Annotated in this window: 11 protein-coding genes; 5 read left to right on the top strand and 6 right to left on the bottom strand. The window is 71.1% G+C overall.

Features of this window, described 5'->3' with window-relative positions:
- Position 1 precedes the first annotated feature (1 nt).
- The 3 genes from RCH12_RS04150 to RCH12_RS04140 all read right to left on the bottom strand — a co-directional run bounded on the left by RCH12_RS04150 (position 2) and on the right by RCH12_RS04140 (position 3,287).
- Positions 2-922 carry an AEC family transporter gene (locus RCH12_RS04150; RefSeq protein ID WP_327016123.1) on the bottom strand — a complete coding sequence of 307 codons (921 nt, stop codon included), beginning with the start codon at positions 920-922 and terminating at the stop codon, positions 2-4.
- 76 nt (positions 923-998) lie between these two features.
- Positions 999-2,567, bottom strand: a complete 1,569-nt coding sequence (locus RCH12_RS04145; protein ID WP_327016122.1) for an MFS transporter — start codon at positions 2,565-2,567, stop codon at positions 999-1,001.
- A 108-nt stretch (positions 2,568-2,675) separates the two neighbouring features.
- Positions 2,676-3,287, bottom strand: a complete 612-nt coding sequence (locus tag RCH12_RS04140) for a TetR/AcrR family transcriptional regulator (RefSeq protein WP_088458150.1) — start codon at positions 3,285-3,287, stop codon at positions 2,676-2,678.
- 92 nt (positions 3,288-3,379) lie between these two features.
- Between RCH12_RS04140 and RCH12_RS04135 the strand changes: the two genes are divergently transcribed.
- Positions 3,380-4,195, top strand: a complete 816-nt coding sequence (locus RCH12_RS04135) for an alpha/beta fold hydrolase (RefSeq protein WP_088457478.1) — start codon at positions 3,380-3,382, stop codon at positions 4,193-4,195.
- A gap of 83 nt (positions 4,196-4,278) precedes the next feature.
- Here the strand turns inward: RCH12_RS04135 and RCH12_RS04130 are convergent, their stop codons facing one another.
- Together RCH12_RS04130 and RCH12_RS04125 are read right to left on the bottom strand one after the other, a co-directional pair.
- Positions 4,279-5,250, bottom strand: coding sequence for a DUF5692 family protein (locus tag RCH12_RS04130; protein WP_327016121.1), 972 nt, complete (start codon positions 5,248-5,250; stop codon positions 4,279-4,281).
- Positions 5,251-5,310: 60 nt separating this feature from the next.
- Positions 5,311-5,925: a TetR/AcrR family transcriptional regulator gene (locus tag RCH12_RS04125; protein WP_327016120.1), complete on the bottom strand. Its 615-nt coding sequence runs from the start codon at positions 5,923-5,925 to the stop codon at positions 5,311-5,313.
- Positions 5,926-6,069: 144 nt separating this feature from the next.
- Here RCH12_RS04125 and RCH12_RS04120 point away from each other — a divergent pair, with 144 nt between their 5' ends.
- Positions 6,070-12,450, top strand: coding sequence for an SCO7613 C-terminal domain-containing membrane protein (locus RCH12_RS04120; RefSeq protein WP_327016119.1), 6,381 nt, complete (start codon positions 6,070-6,072; stop codon positions 12,448-12,450).
- Positions 12,451-12,556: 106 nt separating this feature from the next.
- On the top strand, positions 12,557-13,177 hold the full coding sequence (locus RCH12_RS04115) for a GNAT family N-acetyltransferase (RefSeq protein WP_327016118.1): 621 nt from the start codon (positions 12,557-12,559) through the stop codon (positions 13,175-13,177).
- Between the two features lie 125 nt (positions 13,178-13,302).
- Here the strand turns inward: RCH12_RS04115 and RCH12_RS04110 are convergent, their stop codons facing one another.
- Complete coding sequence (locus RCH12_RS04110; protein ID WP_088457484.1) at positions 13,303-13,539, bottom strand: SHOCT domain-containing protein; 237 nt, start codon at positions 13,537-13,539, stop codon at positions 13,303-13,305.
- A gap of 94 nt (positions 13,540-13,633) precedes the next feature.
- On the opposite strand from RCH12_RS04110, the gene RCH12_RS04105 reads away from it, so the two are divergent.
- Together RCH12_RS04105 and RCH12_RS04100 are read left to right on the top strand one after the other, a co-directional pair.
- Positions 13,634-15,787, top strand: a complete 2,154-nt coding sequence (locus RCH12_RS04105; protein WP_327016117.1) for a copper-translocating P-type ATPase — start codon at positions 13,634-13,636, stop codon at positions 15,785-15,787.
- Entirely contained in the window at positions 15,787-17,295 is a 1,509-nt protein-coding gene (locus tag RCH12_RS04100; RefSeq protein WP_327016116.1) for a multicopper oxidase family protein, read from the top strand. Before RCH12_RS04105 ends, RCH12_RS04100 begins: the two co-directional genes overlap by 1 nt.
- The last annotated feature ends 13 nt before the right edge of the window (positions 17,296-17,308 follow it).

Here is a 17,308-nt window from a genome sequence, read left to right as displayed (position 1 = left end):
CTCAGGCGAGCAGCGCCGCGACGATCACCAGCGCCGGGATCGCGCCGATCGTGGTGACCAGCACGGTGTCCCGGGCCACGACCACGCCCCGGTCGTAGCGGGACGCGAAGTTGAAGATGTTCTGCGCGGTCGGCAACGCGCTCACGGTCACCACGGCGAACAGCTCGGGGCCCTCGAGAGCGAACACGAACCTGCCGAACAGGTATGCGATCACGGGCATCAGCGCCACCTTGATCACCGACGCCGCGACCACCTGCTTGCGTCCGGTGCCGGCCTGCAGCAGTCGCTGGCCGTGCAGCGACATGCCGAACGACATCAACACCAGCGGGATCGCGGCACCGCCGATGATGTCCAGGGGCGCGATCACGGCGTCGGGTACCGGGACGCCGAAGGCGGCGACGAGCACGCCGAGAACCGAGGCGATGATCATCGGGTTCCGCAGCGGCTGGGTGAGGATGCTGCGCACCGACACCCGTCCGCGGGTGGACGCGTCGAGGATGCTCAGGGTGATCGGCGCGAGCACGAGCAGCTGCAGCAGCAACACCGGCGCCACATACTGGGCGCTGCCGAGCACGTAGATGGCCACCGGCAAACCGATGTTGTTGGCGTTGACGTAGGTGGCGCTGGTGGCGCCGAGCACCGTCTCCGGCAGCGGGTTTCGAAAGAAAATCCTGGCCAGCACGACATACAGCAGCATGCCGACGATCACGCTGCACAGCACCGTGGCAAGGAACGCGGAGAACAGCACCCGCACGTCCGCCTGCGCGAGCACGGTGAACAGCAGCGCCGGGGTGGCCACGAAGAACGCGACGCGGTTGAGCACCCGGCCGGCGTCCTCGCCGGCCACGCCGGTGCGCTCGACGACGTAGCCCACCAGGATCACAAACCCGATGATCGAGAACCCGACCAGTACACCGCCCACTCTTCGACCCTAGGGCCACCGCCGGTGCCGGGTTCGCACGCGGCTGCGGCGGTGGCCCTGACCGGAACCGGGCCGGTTAGCGCAGCAGCGCGTCCGCCGAGGATCCCGAGGTTCCGGACTCGGTCTCAAGCAAGACCTCTTCCACAGTGTGGTGCGCCTTCGGGTTCCGCACGAAGACCGCAGCGGCAATGGCGATCACTATGGCCACACATCCGGCCACGACGAACGCGCTCGACAGGCCGCCGGTGAAGGCGTCCCTGGCCAGTATCGTTGTCGCGGCGTCCAGACCGGTGGGGATGATTCCCTGGGCCACGGCCTCCGCACCGGCGAAGGTGGTGGAGCCGAGTCCCGCGGCCGTTCCGGCTGAGACCACGGCGGCGAGCACCGCGGTGCCCAGCGCGCCGCCGAGCTGCAGGGAGGTGGCCTGCAGTCCCCCGGCGACTCCGGCGAGCTGCACGGGTGCGCCGCCGACGATGGCCTCGGCACCCGAGGTCATCACCAGGCCCACCCCGAGCGCGAGAACGACGAACGGCACCGCCATGGCCACGTACGGCGAGTCGATACTGATCGGGGTGAGCCCGAACAATGCGCCGCCCACAAGGACCAGACCCAGCGACATGGTGAGACGGATGCCGAATTTGCTCACCAGGGCGGCGCCGATGGGCGAGGCGATGATCGACACTGCGCTCAGCGGCAGCAACATCAGGCCGGCCGCGATGCCCTCCTCACCGCGGAAGTTGAGCAGGAACAGCGCCAGAAAGAAGGTCACCCCGAAGAGGGCGAAAAAGTTCGCGGCTACGGCCAGGGCGCCCACGGTGATGGTGGGGTTCCTGAACAGGCCCATCGGCAGCAGCGGCGCCGCCACGCGGTTTTCCACGACCACGAAGACCGCGACGAGCACCAGTCCGCCGGCCAGAACGCCGAGGGTGAGCGGGCTGGTCCAGCCCCAGGACTCGGATTGGACGACGGCCAGCACAATGCCGAACAGCCCCAGGGCAAGCAGAACGACGCCCGCGATGTCGAACCGTGCGCGGCTGGTCGCGGAACTTTCCTTGAGCACCAGGCCACCCAGGATCAAGCCGATCACGGCGATGGGGGCGTTGATGTAAAACACCGATTCCCAGCCGAGGGTGCCCACCAGCGCGCCGCCCACGATGGGCCCGGCGGCGATGGCAACGGATGACGCGCCACCCCAGATGCCGATGGCCATGCCGAACTTTTCCCGCGGGAAGGTGGCTCGCAGCAGGGCAAGGGTTTGCGGCATCAGCAGTGCGGCACTCAGCCCCTGCAGTGCCCGGAAGGCGATGACGCCCTCGGTCGTGCCGGCCAGGCCGATCGCCACCGAGGTGACCGCGAAGGCCGCGACGCCGATGAGGTACATCTTCTTGCGCCCGAACCTGTCGCCGAGCTTGCCGCCGAGGATGAGGAAGACCGCCAGGGCCAGCAGGTAGGAGTTGGTGATCCACTGCAGTTCGGTGAACGAGGTGCCGAGGGCGTCGGAGATGGCGGGGTTCGCGACCGAGACGACGGTGCCGTCCAGCCCGACCATGAACAGGCCGAAGCAGACCGCGGCCAGGGACAGGCCCGGGTTGCCCCGGAGTGATCGGCGGCCGGTGGCCGGCCGAGTGGGGGTGGATGTGGACATGGTGGTACTCCAAACGGTGGTGCGGGAGGTGGGATGGTGTGCGTGCGCGCACGACGGACAACGCTCCGACGCGGGATGCCGAAGCGTGCGGGGTGGGACCGGCGGCGGCTAGCCGGGACCGGCGGTCGGGCCGGGGGTGCGAGTGCCGCGGCGCTGCGGAGACAGCACCGGAAGCAGCCACTCACGGACGATGCTCGCCAGTTCGTCTGCCGAGACCACATCATTGCGGGCGAGTGCTCGATCCACGATCGCGGAGAGGATCATGCGGGCGGCGAGAAAGGTGTCAGCCTGGTCGTCGATCCGGCCGGTCTGCTTGAGCAGGTCGAGGGCTGCGCTGACGGCCAGGTGCAGCGGTTCCGCGAGGTGCTCGGCCACCGCCGTCATGACAGCGGGGTCGGACCGGCCGGCGGCATCCAGAGCGAGCACGAGCTGACCGAAGCGCCCCACGGTGATGCTCCGCACAGCGGCGGTGATCGCCGTCAGCGCTTCGGCAAGGGTGTGTGAGGCGTCGAGGACCGGAATGTCGATGGGGCCGAGTTTGGCCGCGACGGCCACGACCAGGGCGGTCTTGGTGGGCCAGCGCTTGTAGATGGTGGCCTTGGAGGAGTGCGCCCGCGCCGCGACGGCATCGATCGTCATCGCCGAGAACCCGACCTCGGCGAGGAGGTCGGTCGTGGCCTGCAGAACGGCATCCGCCCGCTCGGCACTGCGCCTACTCATCTCCCCGACCACATGTGTACTCTAACGTACACTTGTGCCGGTTCGTAAGCCCGGCTCTTTCGCCGGCGGATGCGCTCCCCTACGCTCGACTCATGCCTAACCTCGATGTTCCGGGCGCACGCCTCTACTACGAAAGCGACGGACACGCCTCCAAACCGGCGCTGCTGCTGATCCACGCGGGGATCGCGAACCTGCGCATGTGGGACCCGCAGATCGACGCGCTGGCCGCAGAGCACTTCGTCATCCGCTTCGACACCCGCGGCTTCGGCCAGACCAGTACCGAGGACGTCGAGTTCTCCAACCGGGCGGATGCCCTGGCCGTGCTCGACCACCTCGGCGTGGCCCGCGCGACGCTGATCGGGTGCTCCCGCGGCGGCACCATCGCCATCGATCTTGCGGTGGAGAGCCCTGACCGGGTGGCCGGGCTGATCGTGATCGGGGCGGGCCCGAGCGGGTTCCCCGACACCGAGCTGACCGAGGTGGAGGATGCCCGGTTCGACGAGATCGACCAGGCCTTCGCCGCCCAGGATTGGCACCGGCTGGCCCGCCTCGAGGCCGCGATCTGGGATTTCGGCCCGTTGCGCCGCGAGGAGGACCTCGACCCCGAATTCGTCTCCACCGCCTACGCGCTCAACCGGGTGAACGTCATCCACGCGGAGGAGCGCCCGGTGTCGCTGCCGCTCGAACCTCCCGCGTTCGACAGGGTCGTCGACATCGAGGTGCCCGCCCTGGTGACGGTGGGCGAGTACGACATGTCCGAGGTGCTCGCGGCGTACGAGTACCTGGTGACGACGCTGCCCCAGGCCAGTGGATGCGTGTTCCGCGACACCGCGCACCTGCCGAACGTGGAACAAGCGGCCGATGTGCAGCGGGTGCTGCTCGACTGGCTCACCGAAAACGCCCTTTAACGGCCGCGAAAGCGGCCACGTGGTTGCTTCGAGAGGCTCGAGGCAACCACACGACCGCTTTCGCGGGATGGTGCGGTGCGGAACTAGACGCTCGCGGCGGCTCGGGGCGAGCCAGTGACGGCGGGGGCGGCATCCAGCGGCCGGTTGTCGGCCAGCACCTTCTGGTAGGCGGGCAGCTCCACGAACAGCTCGTCCTTCAGCGGGTTGCGCTTGGTGCGCACGATGACGCGTACCTGGTAGACGACCACGGCGATGTTGGCGGCCAGCGAGATCGCACTGACGATGAACAGGGCGGTGGGGTTGTGCGAGGACTCGACGGCGAACTTCGAACTGGTCACGAAGGTGGGCACGGCCATCGTGAACATCATCCAGAACGCCAGGGTCTGCGCCCGGTGCTGCAGCCAGGCGCCGCGCTTGATGAAGAACGCGGGGATGGTGCAGGAGATCAGTAGGGCGGCGCCGGCGTAGAAGGAGTGGTCACCGACGGCGTTGTAGACATAGGCGAAGTTCCACAGGTCGTACGCGATGATCCAGAACCAGAGCATGTCGGGCCAGATCATGTCCTTCTTCTTGCCGCGGCTGATGATGATGCCCGCCCAACCGCAGATGGTGACGAGGTTGAGCAGCCCGGCGATGCCGTTCATGATGTTCCACGGGCCGCCGACCATGAAGACGCCGTCGACCTTGCCCTGCATGCCGTAGACCTGGAAGTCACGGATGACCGCTTCGAAGATGTTCAGCGCGAGGATCGCCGCCGGGAACATCAGCCAGTACTTGTTCTTCGCCAGCTTCGGGATGAAGCGGATGGCCATGAAGCCCAGGCAGCCGGCCAGCGCGGAATAGACCTTGACCCAGTGGAACCAGGTGCCGGTGCTGGAGTCGGCGCCCGCGGTGTGGGGCCAGACGAAGATGGTGAGCACCACCGGTAGCCCGATGAACAACACGAGGGCGGCCCACTTGCTGGCCCGGGCGATCTCGTTGGCAAGCATGAGGCCCGCCACCACCGCAACCCACATCAGCGTGGAGTACCAGGGGATTGACTCGTACAGGAACATCTTCGTTTCTCCTTATTCGGTTTTCTTTGTGGGGTGGTGCGTCTTACGGGTGGTGCGTCTTCACGGGGTGGTGTTCGTGGTGCCCATGTCCAGGTGCAGTGTCTGTCGCACGATGGCGACGAGCACCGGGTCGTCGACGTCGGGCGACGAGCGCACGAGGCCGATCAGTCCGTAGACCAGGACGTAGAAGACCTCGCCGACGTGTTCGATGTCAATGTGGTGCGCCCGCGCGTAGGCCTCGACGGTGGTCACCCGCAGGCGCTCGACGATGGCGCGCACGGCGCGGTCCACAAACCGGTTGTACAGTCCGGCGTTCTCGGGGTGGCCGAGGTCTTCACGGAACATGTCCTTGGCGTGCAGGTGGTGGCGGAACAAGACCACGCAGTCCAGCAGCGCCTTGGCCACATTGCCGGGCTCCCGGTCGGCGTCCCAGCGGGAGACGGCGTCGACGAACTCAGTGATGTGGTCCTCGAAGATCAGGTCGATCAGAGCGTCCCGGTCGGGAAAGTAGTGGTAGATCAGGCCCCGCGTGACGCCGACGCGCTTGGCGATCTCGGTGACGGAGACCTTGGCAACGCCCCGTTCGGCGAAGAGCTGCCGGGTCGCGGCGACGATCTCGTCATGGCGCTCGTCGGGCTGCTTGCTCTGGCGAGGGGAGGCCGTCGGGGTGCTCATGCTTGAACGCTACTCCCGCCGTTGACACGGCGTCAATGACACCGCGTCAATCGCCCCGAACTGGGGAGTGCGCCGCTAGGGGACTCTCCGTCCCGCCGTCGAACCACTAGCCTGTGGAAGCCGCACCATTCATCAGGGGGATTGATGTCATCGAGCAGCGCCATTCGCGACTTCGCGCAGTACGTCGGGCGATTCCGCTGGCCGCTCAGCGCGGCCGAACTCACCGACACCACCCGCTGCCCGGCCTGCGCGGCCACGCTGCCGGCGCCGGTCTGCCCGTCCTGCGGGCTCGACCTGCGTCATCCGGCCGCCCGTGAGCTGCTCACTGCGTCGACGGATGCCGCCACCGCCCTCGACAGACGGGTGCAGCTGATCGGTCAGATCCGCTTCGAAGTGGCCGAGGCGGAGGCGGCCAGGGCCGTTGCGGCAGAGCAGCTGTTGGCGGTGCAGCTGGTGGCCGCACACGCCGACGAGGCCGAGCGCCAGGCCCAAGCACAGGCACAGGCACAGGCACAGGCACAGGCACAGGCACAGGCACAGGCACAAGCACAGCGCGCCGCCGAGGCTGCGCGTGCCGCACAGGCCGCCGCGCGGGCCCTCGCACAGGCATCCGCCGCCACCCAGGCCGGCGCGCAGACCCCGGTCAGCGTCGCCGCCGCGGCCCCGGCCTCGCCCACCGTCGCCGCGCCCGCCGAACCCGCCCCGTCCGCCCAGCCCGTTCCCCCGTTCGCTCTGCCCGGTGTTTCTCCGGCGGCTCGCCCGGCCGCCCACACGCCGCCGACCCCGCCGAGCACCCCCGCACCGGCGACGCCGACGGGGCCGACCCCGCACAAGCGCTCGAGCGTGCAGGTCGTGCTGCTGCTCGTGGGTGTCACCCTCGTGTCGGTCGCGGCGATCGTCTTCCTCACCGTGGCCTTCGTCGTCGCCGGCCTGGCCGTACGCTCGGCCATCGTGGGGCTCTTCACCGTGGCCATGCTGATCACGGCGGGGCTGCTGCGGCGCAAGGGTCTGGTCAGCACGGCAGAGGGCATCGGCGCTCTCGCCGTGGTGCTGGTGCTCCTGGACGCCTGGGCGTTGCGGGAGAACGACCTGTTCGGCTTCGGCACCGTCGACGGCCTCCTCTATTGGGGCGTGACGCTGACGGTGTGCACCGCGCTGTTCCTGCTCTGGCACGCGGTGTCGTCGTTGCGGGTGGCCAGCGTGGCCGGTTTCGCCGCGGCCGCACCGGCTGTGGGTCTTCTCGCGGCCGGGTTGGCCGCGGATGCCGAGCCGGTCACCCGGGTGTTCCTGGCCGCGCTGGGCGTCGCAGCCGGCGCGCTCCTGCACAGGTTCACCCGGCCGGGAACGGCCTCGTTCTGGCCCGCCGTGGACCGCACGGCCGAGAGGATCGCCCTGCTCGCGCTGGCCGCCCTCGCCCTGGCCACCGCCACGCTGACCGCCGGATTCGTGGCTCCCGCCGAGACGGTGATTCCCCTGCTCACATTCGGCGCCGTCGCCGCGGGCGCTCTCGCTCACGCCGTCGTCGCGTTGACCGGGCGCACACCGGGTGCCCTCTACCGGTCTTTCGCCTACGCATCCGCCAGCCTGGCCACGCTGGCGGTGGTGTTCGGCATCGAGGTGTTCGTCTGGCGCACCGACGACAACACCCTGCTCGTGACCCTGCCGTTGCCGGCCATCGCCACTCTCGCTCTGGGCCTCGAACTCGCCTGGCGGCGCCGGGCGACCGGCCCCGCCCGCATCGCCCTGCTCACCGCCGCGCTCACCGCCGCGTCGTTCGTGGCCGCGATCGGTGCGGTTGCGTTGGCCACAGCCGCCGCGCCGCTGGCCTCCGCCCTGCTCTCGACGTTCACGACGTCGGGCGATCCGCTCGTCTCGGTGAACGAGATGAGCGTCTGGGCACTGGCCACGCTGACCGGCGTCGCCGTGCTGGTGGCCGGGTTCTGGCGGGCCGGTGCGGTGCTCGCCCCACGCCTGCGGATACTCGCCTGGTTCGGTTTGGTCATGGTACTGCTGGCCGTGCCGTTCACCGAGGCGCTCTGGCTGGTGCTTCCGCTGTATCTGCTGCTGGGCGCCGCCGCCCTCACCGTGCTCCTGCTCGCCCGCGCCGGGCGTCTGACACTGGGCGGCTACCGACCGATTGTCGTGACACTCTTCATCGCCAGCGAAGCGCTCGGTTACACCGTGAGCTGGGCCAGTAGCGCCAGTTGGTGGCTCGGCACGCTGTCGGCGGTGCTGACAGTGTTCGTCGCCCGGCTGCTGTTGAACCGCGAGTCTCAGGCCGGCGGCCGCGGTGCTCTGCTGTCCGGAGCGATCGTGCTCACCCTCGTCGGCGCCGCCGCCGCTCCGGAAGCGCTCACCCTGGCCGCGCCGCCCACTCCGGCCATGCTCTGGCTGCTGGTGGCCCTCGCCGTGGCGTCGGCCACCGGTCTGCTCCAGCTGTTCCTGGCCCAGGGCCGGATCGGCGGATTCACCGCCGTAGAACGCCGAGCAGGATTCTGGACCCTGTTCGCCCCGACTCTGTTGGGCGTCCTACTGCCCACCGGGCGCATCATCGACGGCCTGAGCGGTGCCGACCGGGCGACGATGCCGCCTGCCGTCCCTGTCGCCGGCATCCTGGCCGCCGCGCTGATCGCGGCCGCGATGCTGCTCTGGACCCTGACCCGCGGCGGCGGCCTGCGCTGGGAGCGGTTCACCGGCGCGCTGCTCGTGGCCCCCGCCGTGCTCGCACTCACGGTGAACCTCATCTCCCTCACCGAGGCGCCCGGCACGGTGTCGGTGCTCGCCGCGCCGATCGCCGCTCTGCTCACGGTGGCACTGGCCCTGGTCCTCCGCACTCTCGCACGCACCATCGGCGGCACCACCGGCAGCCGGGCGCGTTCGTCGGCCGGCCTGGAGATCGGCGCCGCCGTGGTGCTCGCCTCCGTCTTCCTGCGGCCCGGACTCGCCGAGCTGGGCTGGCTGGTGCTGCTGCTCACCGCGGTGGTCCTGCTGCTCACCGCGATCGACGCCGACGGTCTCTTCGCCTCTGCCTCCTGGCGCCGCCATGTCGGCTGGCTCTCGCTCGTCGCGGCCACCGCCGGGCTCTGGTGGGGCCTGGCCCGCGCCGGCACCACCCCGGTGGAGGCCTACGTGCTCCCCCTGGCCGGACTGCTGTTGCTGCTGGCCGCGTTGCTCTGGCGTTACGGTCGCATCGACCGCGCCGTCACCGCCAGCCGGGGCGCCGCGCTGCTCACCCTGGCCGGGCTCTCGGTGGCCTTGCTGCCCCTGGCCCTCAGCATGCAGACCGGGTCGCCGGTGCGTCCGGTCATCGTCGGCGCGGCATCCGCGGTGCTGCTCATCGGCGCCACGCTCGTGCGCTGGGCGCCGCCGCGCTCGGCCTACCTGGCCGCGACCGCGCTGGCCGGCGCTCTCGGGCTGATCAGCACCGGCATCGCCCGCTCGTTGCGCCTGCTCGACACCGCGGGCGCCACGGGACCGCTGCTCGAGGCGTGGCTGCTGCCCACCGTGGTCATCACGTCCGTCGCGGCGTTCCTGCTGGTGCGCCACCCGGATGCCCGCACCCGCCTGGCCAGGGACCGCGCTGCCGTCGTGCTCCTGGTCGTGGCCCTCGGCACCCTCACCGTGCTGGAAACGGCCTCGTTCGACACCTCGGCTCTGGCGGCCGGCCGCGCAATCGCCCTCGTGGGCGTTCTGTCCGTCGGGCATGTGCTGGCGCTGTGGTGGCCGCAGGTGCCACTGGGCACCATCGCGGCGTGGACCTGTGCCGCCCTGGCCGGCTTCGCTGCCGGCGCCGCCGTCGTCGGCGGCACTGTCGAGCCATTCGAGCTCGTAACGGTGCCCGTCGGACTCGCTCTGGTGGCCGCTCAGCTCGTCACGGCCCGCCTCCGGGCCACGGATGGCGCCCGGCCCGCCGGAGCGTGGGCCTGGACCGGCGCCGGACTCGCGCTGGCGCTGCTGCCCAGCGCCGTCGTGGCGGCCGCACCCGGCGCCACGACCCTCGGTGCCGCCGGCCTCAGCGACGACGCCGTGCGCCAACTGGTCACTCTGACCCTCGGCGGCCTGCTCGCCGTCGCGGGCGCCGTACTACTGGGCCGCCCCCGGTGGAGCCTGCTCGCCTGGCCCGGCCTGCTCGTGGGAACCGCGGCCGTCGTGGTCACGGCGACCGGGCGCATCCTGGCGCTGGTGACGGTGCCGGCGGCCGGCGCCGACTGGCGCCTCGAGGCGTGGCTGCTGCCCGCGGCGCTGCTGCTGGTGGTCACCGGCGGCATCATCATCCGGCACACGCCGTTCATCGTCTCCGTTGCGACGGCTCCGACGGCGACCCGCACCCGCACCGTGCGCCGGAGCTTCGGCTACGGCCTCGTCGGCCTGGCACTGCTCGGCATCCTCGGCGCGGAAACTGCGGCACTGCCGTTCGGTCCGTGCGCCGAGGGACGCGTGATCGCCTTGGTCGCTCTGTTCGCCGTGCTGCACGTGGCCCTTCACTGGTTCGATCGCAGCCCCGCGGGCACCGTGCTCGCCTGGTTCAGCTGGGCCGCAGGCCTGGTCGCGCTCCTGGCCGGCCTCGGGTTCGGCCTGCCCGCCCCGCTCGAACTCACCACCGGTCCGCTGGGGCTCTCCCTGATTCTCGGGCAGCTCCTGGCCGCCGGGCTTCTCGGTCCGGCGCGGAACCCGGCGTCCCTGCGGGAGTCTGCCGCCGGCCCGGTTCTGCAGGCCTGGCTGGCCGTGGGGCTGGGTCTGGTACTGCTGCCCAGTGCGGTCGAGGGTGCCCAGGGCGCCCTGCTGCGACCGGTACTGGTGCTCACCGTCGGCGGCATCCTCACGGTCGGCGGAGCCTTGCTGATCAGCCGGCCGCGCTGGCGGGTTGTGGCCTGGCCCGGCGTCCTGGTCGGTGCCGTGGCCGTCGCCGTCGCCGCGTCGGGACGCATCCGGCCGCTGCTCGGCTCGCCGGCCGGCCCGGACGGGCGGCTCGAGGCCTGGCTCCTGCCGGCCGCCCTGCTGCTGATCGGCGCGGGCTACGTCATCATCGCCAGATCCCCGGCGCTGGTACGGCCGGTTCACGCGGATGCTGCCGCGATGGATGCCGCTGTCACGGTGACCGTGGACCCGGCCGGTCCGCGCCGTCTGCTCGGCTACGGCCTCGTCATCGTCGCCCTCACCGGCATCCTCGGGACCGAAACCGCCGCGTTGCCCTATACGGCCTTCGCCGCGGGCCGGGTGATCGCCCTGATCGCGCTGTTCGCCGTGCTGCAGGTCGCCGTGCGCTGGTTCGACCGCAGCCGCGCGGGCGTCCTGCTGGCCTGGCTGCTCGTGGCCGCCGGCTTCCTGGTGCTGGTCGCCGGTCTCGGCCGGGACCTGCTCGACCCCGTCGAGGTGGGCACCGTGCCGCTGGGGATCGCCCTGGTCGTCGGTCAGCTGATCTCGGCGCGGGTCATCGGCCGGGCGCGGGGTACCGCGTTCCCGGTCCCCTCGGCCCGTCTGGTGCAGTCCGGTCTCGTCGTGGGCCTGGCGGCGCTAGTGCTGCCCAGCGCTCTCCTCGGCGCTGAAGGCACCCCGGTGCGTGCGGTGCTCAGCCTGGCGATCGGCGGTGCCCTGGCCGTCCTGGGCGCCCTGCAGACAACCCATCCACGCTGGACCCTGCTCGCCTGGCCGGCCTGCCTGGTGGGCACCCTCACCGTCCTGACCGCCGCGGGCCTGCGGATCCTCACCCTGCCCGGAGCCCCGGCCGGACCGAGCGGCGAGCTGGAGGCCTGGCTGCTGCCGGCCGCCGCCCTCCTGGTGGCCACCGGAACCTGCCTGGTCTGGGTTGCCCGCAGCACCGATTCCGCCGACGCCACCAGCCTGCCGCTTCGCAGTGGGTATGGCCTCGTCGTCGCGGCCATGCTCGGCACCGTGCTCGCCGAAGTGGTCGCCCTGGGCTACCCACCGCTGGCAACGGTGCGGGTGGCGTTGGTGGTCTGGGTCTTCGCGGCGGTGTTCCTGGCCGCGTTCTGGGGCGACCGTAGCCCGCTGGGCCGGCTCATCGCCGGGGCGGCCCTCGCGGGTGCCGCCGGGATGCTCGTGGCCGGCCTGTTCCACGACGTGCCGGACCCCGTCGAGATCGTCACCGTGCCGCTGGCGCTGGCGCTCGTGGCGGCCGGGCTGGTGCACCTGCGGCGGGTGCCCGCTGCGGGCAGTTGGCCCGCGCTCGCCCCCGGCCTGCTCCTCCTGCTGGTGCCGTCGCTGCTGCTCGACCTGAGCGTCAGCCCGGTCTGGCGCGTGGTGGGCCTCGGCGTGGTCGCCATCGCGGTGCTGCTGCTCGGCACCGCGCGGCGGTTGCAGGCTCCGTTCGTGCTCGGCGCCACGGTGCTGTTGCTGCACGCGCTCGCCCAGCTCTGGCCGTGGATCGCCCTGCTCTACGTCTCGGTGCAGTGGTGGCTCTGGCTCGGTATCGGCGGCGTGCTGCTGATCGTGCTCGCCGCGCGGTACGAGCAGCGCATCCAGAACTTCAAGACGGCGGCGCTGAAGATCTCCGCGCTGCGCTAACCGCTCCCCACAGCGCCCCGCGCTCAGCCCGTCACAACCGGTGCGGGGCGCGGGGTGCACAACTCCTGCGGATGACCGGCGCCGCGCATCGTGGAAGCATGGGGAGGTGCCCGAATCCAGCGCCCCCGAGTTCCTCAGCACGACCCGCCTGCGACTGGCACCTCTCGCCGCGGCCGATGTGGCCGAGGTGCACGCCATCTACGCCGACCCGGGAACCTGGCTGCACCTGCCGACCGGCCGCCACACGGCCCTCGCACAGGCCGAGCGGATGGTCGACGAGAGCGAGCAGAGCTGGGCCGCATCCGGTTTGGGGCGCTGGGCGATTCGGTTGCGGCACGACCTGCCCAGCACTGCACTGCCCGGCACCACCCTGGCGGCGGGAATGCTCATCGGGGTGGCCTCGGCGACGCTGATGGACTGCGGGGCGCACAACTTCGGCTACCGGCTGACCCCGGCCAGCTGGGGAATCGGACTGGCCACCGAGGCCGCCACGGTGGCCCTCGCCGCGGCGCAGGCCTCGGCGTATCCGGTGACCGCCCGCGTTCTGGCCGGCAACCCCGCCTCGGTGCGGGTGCTCGAGCGCATCGGGCTCACCCTGGTGTGGCGCGGGCAGGGGGTGGCCGGCACGGCGTCCGACCAGCCCGCCACCGCGGCGCTCGAACGGCTCATCTTCGCGGACCGGCCCCTCAAGCCCGATCTGCTGGCCGCGATCATCAATCTCGGCTGACCTGCCGTCCGCGCCTGCGGTACAGGCGGAGATCTTCCGGCCGTGTCGGCGTGTCGTGGTCGCCGGCCCGGCGAGTCCCGAAATTCTCCGCCTTTAGGTAGCCGCTCGGCCGCGCCGGAACCCGCTCAGGGCTGTTCGCCGAGCTCGGTGACCTGTTGGCGGTACTGCTCGGCCGTGAGCTCGCCGCGTGCGTAGCGCTCGTCGAGGATCCGTCGGGCATTGCTCCTGCGCGGGCCCACCGGGCCGGGCGAGTCGTCGCGGAACACCCGCACGGTCCACACAATGAGCAGCACGACCGCGCCCAGCGATAGCAACCCGTAGAGCCAGAGCCAGGCCGGGTTCATTCCGTATCCCCACATCATCCAGGTTCCTTTCCTGACGAGCACAAGTGATCGTGACCCCCACGGTAGTCTCATTGCCCTTGCCTGGTACCCCTAGGGGGTATAGCGTAAGGGTATGCCTTCCCACCCGGATCACCACATCGACCAGCCCACCGACGGCGCCTCTCCGGCGGATCAGGCCGCGATGAATCACGCCGACACGGACCACGAATCGATGGACCACACCTCGATGGACCATGGGGCCATGGGACATGCCGGGCACGGCGATCACGTCGCCCGATTCCGCCAACTGTTCTGGCTGATGCTGGTGCTTGCCGTTCCCGTCGTGGTCTTCAGCGGCATGTTTTCCATGCTCCTGGGCTATGAGTTGCCCCACGCCGCCTGGGTCGTCTGGGTCTCGCCGCTGCTGGGCACGGTGATGTACGTCTGGGGCGGCCGCCCGTTCCTCACCGGCGCGGTGGCCGAGCTCAGGCAGCGCTCTCCCGGCATGATGCTGCTGATCGCACTGGCGATCACCGTGGCGTTCCTCTCCTCCTGGGGCGCGAGCCTGGGCATCCTGGCCATGGAGCTCGATTTCTGGTGGGAGCTCGCGCTGCTGATCGTGATCATGCTGCTCGGCCACTGGATCGAGATGCGCTCGCTGGCGCAGTCCTCGTCCGCGCTCGAATCGCTGGCGGCGCTGCTGCCCGACGAGGCCGAGCGGGTGGATGACGGCACCGTCACTCTTGTCGCTCCCGCCGACCTCGAGGTGGGCGACCTGGTCATCGTGCGACCGGGCGCCCGGATCCCCGCCGACGGACAGGTCACCGAGGGCACCGCCGATGTGGACGAGTCGATGATCACGGGCGAATCCCGTCCGGTGCGCCGCGGCCCCGGCGCCGCGGTCGTGGCCGGCACCGTCGCCACCGACACGGCCCTGCGGCTGCGGGTGACCGCGGTCGGCGACGACACCGCGCTCGCGGGCATCCGCCGGCTCGTAGCCGAGGCGCAAGCCTCGTCCTCGCGGGCGCAGCGCCTGGCCGATCGGGCGGCCGGCTGGCTGTTCTGGTTCGCGCTCGGTGTCGGTCTGCTCACCGCGATCGCGTGGACCCTGCTCGGCAGCCCGGAGGATGCCGTGATGCGCACCATCACCGTTCTGGTGATCGCCTGCCCGCACGCGTTGGGCCTGGCGATTCCGCTGGTGGTGTCGATCGCGACCGAGCGGGCCGCCCGCGGCGGGGTGCTCGTGACCGACCGGCTCGCCCTGGAGAGCATGCGTACCGTCGACACCGTGCTGTTCGACAAAACCGGCACTCTCACCCGGGGCGAACCCGTGGTCAGTCACGTGCACGCCGCCGCCGGTCACACCGAGGAGGACGTGCTCGCCCTGGCGGCCGCCGTGGAGGCCGACAGCGAGCATCCGCTGGCCACGGCCATCGTCGCCGCGGCCCGCGGCCGATCCGTTCCAGCGGCCACCGGGTTCCGGGCGGCCACCGCCGTGGGCGTGAGCGCCACGGTCGCCGGCCACGAGGTGGCGGTGGGCGGGCCGAGCCTGCTCAGCCGCCATCACGCCGAGCCGCTCGAGCACACCGACGCCTGGGCCGCCGAGGGCGCCATCGTGCTGCACGTGCTACAAGACGGCCGCGTGATCGGCGCCATCGGCCTCGCCGACGAGGTGCGGCCGGAATCGACGGAGGCCGTCGCCGCCCTGCACGCCCTGGGCATCGCGGTGGTGATGATCACCGGCGATGCCGAGGCCGTGGCGCACAATGTGGCCGCCCAGCTCGGCATCGACAGGGTCTTCGCCGGCGTGCACCCCGACCGAAAGGCCGCCGCCGTGGTGCAGCTGCAACAGGAAGGTCACCGGGTGGCCATGGTGGGCGACGGGGTCAACGACGCTCCGGCTCTGGCCCAGGCCGACGTGGGCATCGCCATCGGCGCCGGTACGGATGTCGCGATCGCCTCCGCCGGCGTCATCCTGGCCAGCGACGACCCCCGATCGGTGCTCTCGGTGATCGAGCTCTCCCGCGCCAGCTACCGCAAGATGACGCAGAACCTGTGGTGGGCCGCCGGCTATAACCTGCTCGCGGTGCCGCTGGCCGCCGGAGTCCTCGCCCCGATCGGCTTTGTGCTGCCGATGGAAGTGGGTGCGCTGCTGATGTCGGCCTCGACGGTGGTGGTGGCCGTGAACGCGCAGCTGCTTCGGCGCCTCGACCTGCGGCCCCAGGTGAGCACAGCCCGGGTGCTCGGCGCCCGCCACCCCGACGCCACGCCGAGACCGGTGTCCTGATGCGGGCGCCTCCGGCAGCACCCCGGAATCAGGAACCGCCAGCCCTGGCCCGCCCCGTCAGCCGGCGCACCGTTCTGGCCCTGGGCGGGCTGGGCGTCATCGCCGTGGCGGGCGGAGCGGCCGCGCTCTGGGCGACCTGGCCGTCGGGCACAGCCGGGTTCGTCGGCGGTGACGACCTGCACCAGCCCGACGAGCTGACGAGCAGCGGCGGGCTGCTCGATGTCACCCTCTCCGCCACACCGGCCACGACCGTGATCGGCGGGCGCAGCGCGAGGGTGCTCGGTTACAACGGCGGCCTGCCCGGCCCCACGCTGCGGCTCGTTCCCGGCGACCGGCTGCGGGTCACGCTGGTCAACGGCCTGGCCGGCCCGACCAACCTGCACGTGCACGGCCTGCACGTGTCGCCGGAGGGGAACGGCGACAACATGGCCGTCATGGTGAAGACCGGTGAGTCCTTCCACTACGAGTACCGGCTGCCGGCCGACCACCCGCCCGGCGTGTACTGGTACCACCCGCACCACCACGGCACCGTCGCCGACCAGGTCTTCGGCGGCCTGTACGGCACCATCGTCATCGACGACCCGGTGCCCATCGAGAGCAGCCGGGAACGGGTCCTGGTGATCTCGGACGTCACGCTCGACGGCGTCGGTGCGGTCGCGGACGCATCCGCCGCGGACCGGATGCAGGGCCGGGAGGGCGAGCTTGTGCTGGTCAACGGTCAATTGGCGCCTGTCCTGGCGCTACGACCCGGCGAGCGCGAGAGGTGGCGGATCGTGAACGCGTGCGTCTCCAGATACCTCCGACTGCGCCTCGACGGTCAACGGTTGCAGCTGCTCGGCATCGACTCCGGTCGCCTCGGAAGACCGGCGGAGGTGGACGAGATCCTGCTCGCGCCGGGCAATCGGGCCGATGTCCTCGTCACCGCGGTGGAGGGCGGAACCGAGTTGCGCACCCTGGCCTACGACCGGGGCACCGCGACCTCCGGCGGCATGATGGGCGGCTCCGGTCAGGCCGCGACGGGCACCGAGGTCGCCCTCGCGACTGTCACGGTGACCGGGGACCCGGTGGCGGCGCCGGGGGCCGTGCCACGCCAGCCGGCACCGCTCGACCTGCGCGGTGCGACCGTGACGGCTCGGCGCGAACTCAGCTTCGACATGGGAATGGGTATGGGCGGCGGCTCGATGATGACTTTCACCATCAACGGGCAGGAGTTCGACCCGGAGCGCCTCGACACGACGGTGCTGGCCGGCAGCGTGGAGGAGTGGACGCTGCGCAACACGAGCGAGATGGACCATCCGGTGCACCTGCACGTGTGGCCGATGCAGATCGTCGATCGGGGCGGCACCGCCGAGGCTGCAGTCGTGTGGCGCGATGTGGTGAACGTGCCGGCCCGCGGGCAGACCACAGTGCGCATCAGTTTCGCCGACTTCGCCGGACGCACCGTCTACCACTGCCACATCCTCGACCACGAGGACGCCGGGATGATGGGGACGATCCTGGTGCGGTAAGCGGGTCCATCAG

It is taken from the genome of Cryobacterium sp. MP_3.1, assembly GCF_035984795.1.
Lineage (GTDB): Bacteria > Actinomycetota > Actinomycetes > Actinomycetales > Microbacteriaceae > Cryobacterium > Cryobacterium zongtaii.
This window is presented reverse-complemented; position numbering and strand designations above follow the sequence as displayed.